The sequence below is a fragment of the Vibrio sp. 10N.222.52.C12 genome (genome assembly GCF_041474215.1).
In the GTDB taxonomy this organism is placed as follows: domain Bacteria; phylum Pseudomonadota; class Gammaproteobacteria; order Enterobacterales; family Vibrionaceae; genus Vibrio; species Vibrio crassostreae_C.
The window spans coordinates 1-7571 of sequence record NZ_JBFRTR010000182.1 but is presented as its reverse complement, the minus strand read 5'-3'; the positions used below and the strand labels follow the sequence as shown (position 1 = coordinate 7571).

Below are 7571 nucleotides of genomic sequence, written 5' to 3'. Positions count from 1 at the left end.
TTAGAAAATGTTAATGATATTTATTATCAATTGCAAATTAAAATCATTCACATGTTAAGTTGGTGAATTAAATGACGAGCTATTCCTAAAAATGGCTTAAATTGTGTGTTATTTGTTCAGTTGAACAGCTGTGTAGCGTAAGTCACTAAATTTGTAGGAAATTACATCTACACTGATTTTATCTACACCCAAGTAATGAAGGACTAAGGAGGCGGCGATGGCGATGCAAAGACTCAATGCAGAACAGCTGTATCAGGTAGCGGATTTAGATAAGCTACCATGTAAGTCGACCAAAGAACTGGCTCCAATTGACGAAATCGTCGGGCAGGAACGGGCACAAAAAGCCGTTGAGTTCGCGATGTCAATCAAGGAAAAGGGTTACAACATTTATGCGATAGGGCGAAATGGTCTGGGTAAACGCACCATGATCTTGCGCTATCTGAACCGTCACCCTCAAGAAGTGCAGGAGCTTTTTGATTGGTGTTATATCGCGAACTTTGAAGATATTCGTACACCTAAGGTACTGAAATTACCTCGTGGCGTTGGCAGCAGCTTAAAGCAAGATATTGAAAAGCTAATGCGTAAATTGCTGAAAGGTATGCCTCTAGCGTTTGATAACGAGATGTACTTTAGCCGTGCTGATAGGCTTAAAAACCAATTAGCAGCTAAGCAACAAGCCGCGTTAGAAAGCATTAGCCAAGAAGCGAAAGACAAGGGCATTAACCTGACGATCACCACTCAGGGTGATTACCAGTTTGTGGCAATGAATGGCGATGATCTTCATACCGAAGAGAGCTTTGATCTGCTTTCGCCGGAAGAGCAAGATCAATTCGATAAAACCATTGATGGATTGGAAGTCGGCCTACGAACCATCTCTCGTGAACTGACGGAACTTGAAGAGACGTACACTGAGAAAATTCAAAAGCTGAATGATGATACGGCGCGAGATGTGATCACGCACTTCATCAAGCAATTGAAGAAGGATTACAGCCAATATCCAGACATCAAAAAGTACCTAACGGCACTGCGTAAAGACATTGTCGACAACGCTGACATCTTCTTAGAAGAGAGCACGGAGCAAGCAGAAGTTGCAACGGCCTCTTTGGATAAGAAAATGCCGCGTCGCTACAAGGTTAATGTGATTGTGAGCCAAAAGGAGGAGACTCTGCCGATCGTGGTGGAAGAGAATCCAAATTATCACTCTCTGTTTGGCTATGTAGAAACGGCGACGTTCAAGGGTACTGTCTTTACTGACTTCTCATTGATTCGCGCAGGTAGCTTACACAGAGCCAACGGTGGCGTATTACTGATGGATGCGGTGAAGGTACTTGAGCAGCCGTACGTTTGGGAAGGCTTGAAACGAGCACTGCGTTCACGTCAATTGAGCTTCACTTCATTAGAAAAAGAGGTGACCTTAACGGGGGCGGTATCGCTTGATCCAGAACCGATTCCATTGGATGTTAAGATCATCCTGTTTGGCGACTACCGAACTTACCAACTGCTGCAACACTACGATGCAGAGTTTGGTGAATTGTTCCGTGTGACGGCCGATTTTGAAGATGAGATGAAGCGTACTCCCGATTCTGAAATGCACTACGCGCGCTTTATTTCGAGTATCGTGCACGACAACAACATGCTGCATTGTGACCGTAAAGCGATCGCTCGCATCATTGAGCACAGCTCTCGTCAGGCGGGTGACCAAGGTAAATTGTCTCTGCACTCGGCACACATTGCTAATCTGCTTCGTGAGTCAAACTACGTGGCGAGAGGTTCAAAGTCGAACCTGATTCGAGCAACACACGTCGACCAAGCGTTATCTAACCAACAGATGCGTGTCGGACGACTGCAAGACAGTGTGATGGAGACGTTTACCAACGGCACAACACTGATCCATGTTGATGGTCAGGCGGTTGGGCAAGTGAATGCTCTGTCTGTATTAAGCACCACCGATCACATGTTCGGTGCGCCAAACCGAATTACTGCCACCACGGCTTACGGTGATGGTGAAGTGATTGATATTGAAAGAAACGTAGACCTAGGTGGCAGTATTCACTCAAAAGGCGTGATGATCTTGTCGGCTTACCTTTCTTCCGTATTTGGTAAGACAGCCAAAGTCCCGCTCACCACTAACATCACCTTCGAGCAATCGTATGGTGGCGTCGATGGTGACAGTGCGAGTATGGCCGAGTTCTGTGCGGTTGTATCAGCGTTCTCTAAGCAACCAAACCGTCAAGATATCGCAATTACAGGCTCGATGAACCAGTTTGGTGAGTCTCAGCCAATTGGTGGTGTGAACGAGAAAATTGAAGGTTTCTTTGATGTGTGTGAAATCAAAGGGCGTTCAAACGAACAAGGGGTGATCATCCCGCGTTCAAATGTTCACAACCTGATGCTGCGTAGCGATATTGTGAAAGCGGTTGAAAAGGGCGAGTTTAATATCTGGGCGATTGACCATGTAACAGAAGCGATTGAACTGTTCACAGGCAAAGCCGCAGGTGAGGCGAGTGATGAGGGTAGTTATCCAATTGATACTATATTTGGTATCGCCCAAGCTAAACTGAACGCACTGCGCAAATAGTTTGAATATCTAGATACACAGTTTAATAGCTAAGCTAAATAGATAGATAAACAAACAGATAAACAGCTAAAACGCAAAAGCCATCGATTCTAGAGTCGATGGCTTTTTTGTTGGTTACGATTTGGTTTACCAGTGAGCTATTTGTATTTGGTCAGCTTGCTGTATTCGGTGAAAGTCGCGTGTTAAAAGGCGTTACCCATTTCGTAAGCAAAGCTTGGTGCCATCGAACTTCAGTTTTGCCAACAAGTGTTTGGCGTTAGCTCGGCCAATATCATCAAATTCGACACCGTATCGAGCGTAGTGTGTCGATTTCTGTAGATTGCAGACGATGCCTCGCAATGGCGGAATCAGTGGTCCGTTGTAGTTCTCAGGGGTTATCTCAATAGACACGCGATCGGCAATCTGAATCGCACGAGAGGTTGGTGAGGTAACGAAACGACAACCACTTTTCGATAAATCTCGTATCTCACAGTTTGCTCGCTGGTCGTTGAAGATGATTCTTGAAGCCAGATTCACTTCATAGCGTGTTTCTTTACGTAGCTGTGTCACTTGCATCGTGCTTGGTGTAGACAGCACTAGAATAGGGAAGGGTTCACCAATCTTATGGTGAATTTGGCTTCTAAAGTGGATAAGCGCGCCTTCACCTCGTAGAGAATACGCACGAGCGGTCATCCAAAAACCTTCTTGAAAGAAAAAGTTCAGATCTTCATTGGATACCTCGGGAACCTCAACCACAATACAGTTATCACTGTGCGTACCGATAAACTTGGTGGTGGCGAGAAACTTCGTGCCAACGGGAGTCGAGACATTTAATGTCAGCTCACTGCCGTGCTCAATCATGGCCAGTGCATCAGTGCTATTGATAGTGGAAACGGTGCGATTACGAGGGTCTTGAAGTGCCTGATTATGCTCCAAAGGCTTCTTCAGGGGTGCGTTCATTATATGTTCTCCATGCGCCAACATGCGTCTGTTAGTTATACTGGTAACTTGCTAACAAGGGGTTATTACGTGCTAGATTTAGTAGGTGTACTAACGCAATTTATAGAGTGCTTTTAATTGGTTTGAATTTTATTTATAACCACACGCTATAATAATATTTTCTTTGATTGTAAGTACTTAGTTTTATTTATATGCACTTGCGCTAGTCTATTACAAGGAACTCATACTTCAAACTTTTATTGTTTGTCGTATCAATTATTTGCAGGAGTTGAGAATGCAGGCAGTAAAATGGGATCAAGAAGTGAACCAGATCACGGTAGAGTTAGAACCCAACCAGTTCGCGGTCGTTAAGTATCAAAAGGACGGAGATGTACTACATATCACGTCGACACGCATTCCTGATGAACTGCAAGGCAAGGGCTTTGGGAAGGTGATGATGGAGTCGGTATTGCCTGAAATTGAACAAGCGGGCTTCAAAATTGTGCCGGTTTGTAGCTATGTGGTTCACTACATGAATAGGCAGCCACAGTGGTCACACCTTCTATCCGATAAAGCATAACAACGAGTAATATGTCTCAATCAATATCGTCGAATAATCGAGCTCAACCTGAAGCGGGTTCAAGTCAAAATCAGCCAGAGCTTTATCAACAAGAGTTTTATCAAAATGAGCTTTATCAAAAAATAGCGACCTCGCTGGGTTGTCATGAAGGGTTTGATGTCCAAGTGATTCAACGCCTATGGGGTGGATATGGCGAGTTAGTTCGCTTAGTCTTTTCTCAAGAAAGCAGTGCGGAACTCAAGAGTGTGATTGTTAAACATGTCGCGTTGCCAGATAAAGCTGAACACCCAAAGGGTTGGAATACCAAGCTCTCTCACCAACGAAAGGTACACTCTTACCAAGTGGAAACAGCTTGGTATCAGTCATTCACCCAACAATGGGACGAGCGCTGCCCTGTACCTGTTGGGCTGCAATGTGAACTAGAAGAGAATGAGTGGCTGATAGTGATGCAAGACTTAGCGGATATAGGTTTTCCGTTAACCTCTCAGTTTGATGTACTTGCAGCTTCTGACTATCAGGTATCTAGTTACACACGAGAAGAGCAAAAACAACGTAATGCTTGCCTTAAATGGCTCGCTAACTTTCACGTAAAGCACATCAATATCAATCAAGAGCAGTTGTCATCATTGTGGCAAGTCGGTACTTATTGGCATCTAGATACACGTCCTGATGAGCTCAATGCCTTGGCTGATTTACCATTGAAGAACCAAGCCAAGCACATCGACCGTTTACTAAAAGAATGTCCATATCAAACCTTGGTACATGGCGATGCCAAGCTCGCCAATTTTTGTTTTGATTCTGAAAGCGAGCGAGCAGCTGCGGTCGATTTCCAATATGTGGGTTACGGCTGTGCGATGAAAGACGTCGCCTTGTTCATGAGCAGCGCGATTAGGCCACAAGATTGCGCAGAGCTTGAATCAGAAGTACTAGATGCTTACTTCCACTACTTGAAAGAGGCATTGGCGTACTATCAGCCACACCTTTCATTTGATGAGGTAGAAGCAGCATGGCGACCAATGTTTTACGTGGCGTGGGCCGATTTCCAACGTTTCGTAAAAGGCTGGAGCCCAGAGCATTGGAAGATTAACCCTTATACTGAGCAGTTGACCTTACGAGTGCTCACTCAATTAGACGAACAGGAGTCCGTCAATGTTCGATAGAACCGCGAGCTGGAAAACGCCGCAAAACTTTTTATTACTGATTTCGATTGTTGTACCTATCGCGTTTTCGAGCTGGATAGCTCTGCTTAATAATTTCGTGATTGAGAAAGCGAACTTTGACGGTGCCGATATAGGCTTGCTACAAAGTGTTCGTGAGATACCCGGCTTCTTAGCATTTACTGTGGTGTTTGTTTTAGCCTTCATACGTGAGCAACGCTTCATGTTGATATCGCTAGCGATGCTGACCGTGGGCACGGCGATTACCGGTTTATTCCCTTCACTCACAGGCCTTTTGCTTACCACCATTTTGATGTCAACGGGTTTCCACTATTTTGAAACGTTGAAGCAATCTTTGTCACTGCAATGGCTAAGCAAAGAAGAAGCGCCAGAGATGCTAGGTAAAATGATCTCGGTGGGCGCACTTGCGTCTCTTCTCACCTATGGCTCTATTTGGGTGATGCTAGAACAGCTAAAACTCGATTTCGCTTGGGTATATGGTATTACCGGAGGCATCGGTTTCGTTCTGGTGTTGGTGATGACCTTTGGTTTCCCTGAGTTTCAAACCAAGACCCAACAGAATAAGAAGTTAGTGCTAAGGAAGCGTTACTGGCTCTACTATGCGCTGACGTTTATGAGTGGCGCGAGAAGACAAATATTCACCGTGTTTGCAGGCTTTTTGATGGTAGAGAAGTTCGGTTACTCGGCTGCTGAGATTACGCTATTGTTCTTAATCAACTACCTATTTAATTTCTTGTTCGCAAAACGCATTGGCAAGTTCATTGGTGTGGTTGGCGAGCGCAAGGCGTTAATCTTCGAGTATGTCGGTTTGATCGGTGTGTTTGTTGGATATGGTTTGGTGCAAAGTGCTGAGTGGGCGGCGGCGCTTTACGTGGTCGATCATCTGTTCTTTGCTTTGGCGTTAGCGATTAAAACTTACTTCCAAAAAATTGCAGATCCAGCAGACATGGCCTCAACCGCAGGTGTTTCTTTCACCATCAACCATATCGCCGCGGTTGTTATTCCAGTCGCGTTTGGTGTGATTTGGTTATCGTCCCCTGCAACGGTTTTCTACATCGGTGCTGCGATGGCGGCGGTTTCTTTGGCGTTGTCTTTAAACATTCCTAAGACACCTGAAGAAGGCAATGAAGTGCGAATGTTTAGCTGGCGTTAACGCTAGGTAGAGACAAATAAAAAGCTCCAATATCGCTATTGGAGCTTTTTTATATGTGTTAGGTCGAGAGATCTAATCAATCAAATAGGTTCCAGTAGGATTAGCTTCTTACGGTTTTTAATCCTGTGCGTAACTTGAAGATTCCCTTTGGTGCTTTGGTCAGTAAGATGCCGCAAAGTAGAGGAATCATCATTACAAGTGACTGTTCAGATAGAACCTCACCATTGATGTAACAAGAGATCAGCAGCGCAACCACAGGGAAAATTAGGAAGCAGATAGATGCTTGGAAAGGGGTCGAAACCTGACCTAATTTAAAGTAAGCCACAATGCCGCCCACACTCGCCACAAAGCCTAGGTAAACCACAGCTGAGATTGAATCCCAAGTGAAAGATTTAACATTTACGTTTTCGCCCATAGCTGATACGGCAAATAAGAATAGAGCTGCAATTAAGCTTGGTACGGCGTTGTAGGTCAGTACTTCAATGCCTTTGCAGTGCTTTTGAACCAGCACATACATAACTGCGTGAATCGCCACAGCAAGGCCTAAGCAAACCGTGCCAATTAGGTAGTCATCGCCACCCATCTGCATTTCATTACCAAGGATTAAACATAGGCTCACAACAGCAGCGATCAAACCGAATATCTGGTGCTTCGCCAGTCGTAGACCTAAGAATAAGCCAGACATCAGCATCACAGCGACAGGCATGTTGGCGAAGATGATCGACGCTAAACCTGAAGAGATGTATTGCTCGCCATAGATCATCAACGTAAACGGAATCGCGAAATACATCAGCGCAACAATAAGCAGCCATTGGCGCTTACCTTTAGGGAACAGCAGTGGTTGGTTGAAGACTTTCGCCAATACCGCAAGCAGAGGTGCTGCAAGTAAAAAGCGCAACGCAGTAGCAAAAATAGGTGGGATAGAATGCAATGCTACTTCCATAGCGAACCAAGTGGTTCCCCAAATTAAGCAAACAGAGACAAAAAGCAAGATAGTTAGCGACTTCGAATTCATGGTGACTACTCATTAATAATTATTTTAAATCATAGGCTTGTAGCGCCTTAATGACGTGGCACAGTATAAAAAGGTAGTCGGAGAAAAGTTTTGTCTTTTTATCTCTAATTTACGTTTTATGTGGAAATTAAATCTCTAATATAATTATT

The 7571-nt window shown here is 44.5% G+C and carries 6 protein-coding genes; 4 read left to right on the top strand and 2 right to left on the bottom strand.

Going from position 1 to position 7571, the window contains the following annotated elements:
- The first annotated feature begins 217 nt into the window (after positions 1–217).
- Positions 218–2578 carry a Lon protease family protein gene (locus AB4623_RS23335; RefSeq protein WP_372147450.1) on the top strand — a complete coding sequence of 787 codons (2361 nt, stop codon included), beginning with the start codon at positions 218–220 and terminating at the stop codon, positions 2576–2578.
- Positions 2579–2770: 192 nt separating this feature from the next.
- Here the strand turns inward: AB4623_RS23335 and AB4623_RS23330 are convergent, their stop codons facing one another.
- Positions 2771–3517, bottom strand: coding sequence for a flagellar brake protein (locus AB4623_RS23330; RefSeq protein ID WP_017065025.1), 747 nt, complete (start codon positions 3515–3517; stop codon positions 2771–2773).
- A 274-nt stretch (positions 3518–3791) separates the two neighbouring features.
- Here AB4623_RS23330 and AB4623_RS23325 point away from each other — a divergent pair, with 274 nt between their 5' ends.
- From AB4623_RS23325 to AB4623_RS23315, 3 genes are read left to right on the top strand one after another with little or no spacing between them, the layout of a single operon-like run.
- Positions 3792–4076, top strand: a complete 285-nt coding sequence (locus tag AB4623_RS23325; protein ID WP_004732803.1) for a GNAT family N-acetyltransferase — start codon at positions 3792–3794, stop codon at positions 4074–4076.
- A gap of 11 nt (positions 4077–4087) precedes the next feature.
- Entirely contained in the window at positions 4088–5236 is a 1149-nt protein-coding gene (locus tag AB4623_RS23320) for a phosphotransferase (protein WP_372147449.1), read from the top strand.
- A complete protein-coding gene (locus tag AB4623_RS23315; RefSeq protein WP_372147448.1) occupies positions 5226–6407 on the top strand; it encodes an MFS transporter in 1182 nt (393 codons plus the stop codon). The genes AB4623_RS23320 and AB4623_RS23315 overlap by 11 nt, the downstream gene beginning before the upstream one ends.
- Positions 6408–6507: 100 nt before the next feature.
- Here the strand turns inward: AB4623_RS23315 and AB4623_RS23310 are convergent, their stop codons facing one another.
- Positions 6508–7422, bottom strand: a complete 915-nt coding sequence (locus tag AB4623_RS23310) for a DMT family transporter (RefSeq protein WP_372147447.1) — start codon at positions 7420–7422, stop codon at positions 6508–6510.
- Between the last annotated feature and the right edge of the window lie 149 nt (positions 7423–7571).

Coding starts and splice junctions, on each gene's coding strand:
- AB4623_RS23335 (WP_372147450.1), top strand. CDS start 218: ATGGCGATGCAAAGACTCAATGCAGAACAGCTGTATCAGGTAGCGGAT.
- AB4623_RS23330 (WP_017065025.1), bottom strand. CDS start 3,517: ATGAACGCACCCCTGAAGAAGCCTTTGGAGCATAATCAGGCACTTCAA.
- AB4623_RS23325 (WP_004732803.1), top strand. CDS start 3,792: ATGCAGGCAGTAAAATGGGATCAAGAAGTGAACCAGATCACGGTAGAG.
- AB4623_RS23320 (WP_372147449.1), top strand. CDS start 4,088: ATGTCTCAATCAATATCGTCGAATAATCGAGCTCAACCTGAAGCGGGT.
- AB4623_RS23315 (WP_372147448.1), top strand. CDS start 5,226: ATGTTCGATAGAACCGCGAGCTGGAAAACGCCGCAAAACTTTTTATTA.
- AB4623_RS23310 (WP_372147447.1), bottom strand. CDS start 7,422: ATGAATTCGAAGTCGCTAACTATCTTGCTTTTTGTCTCTGTTTGCTTA.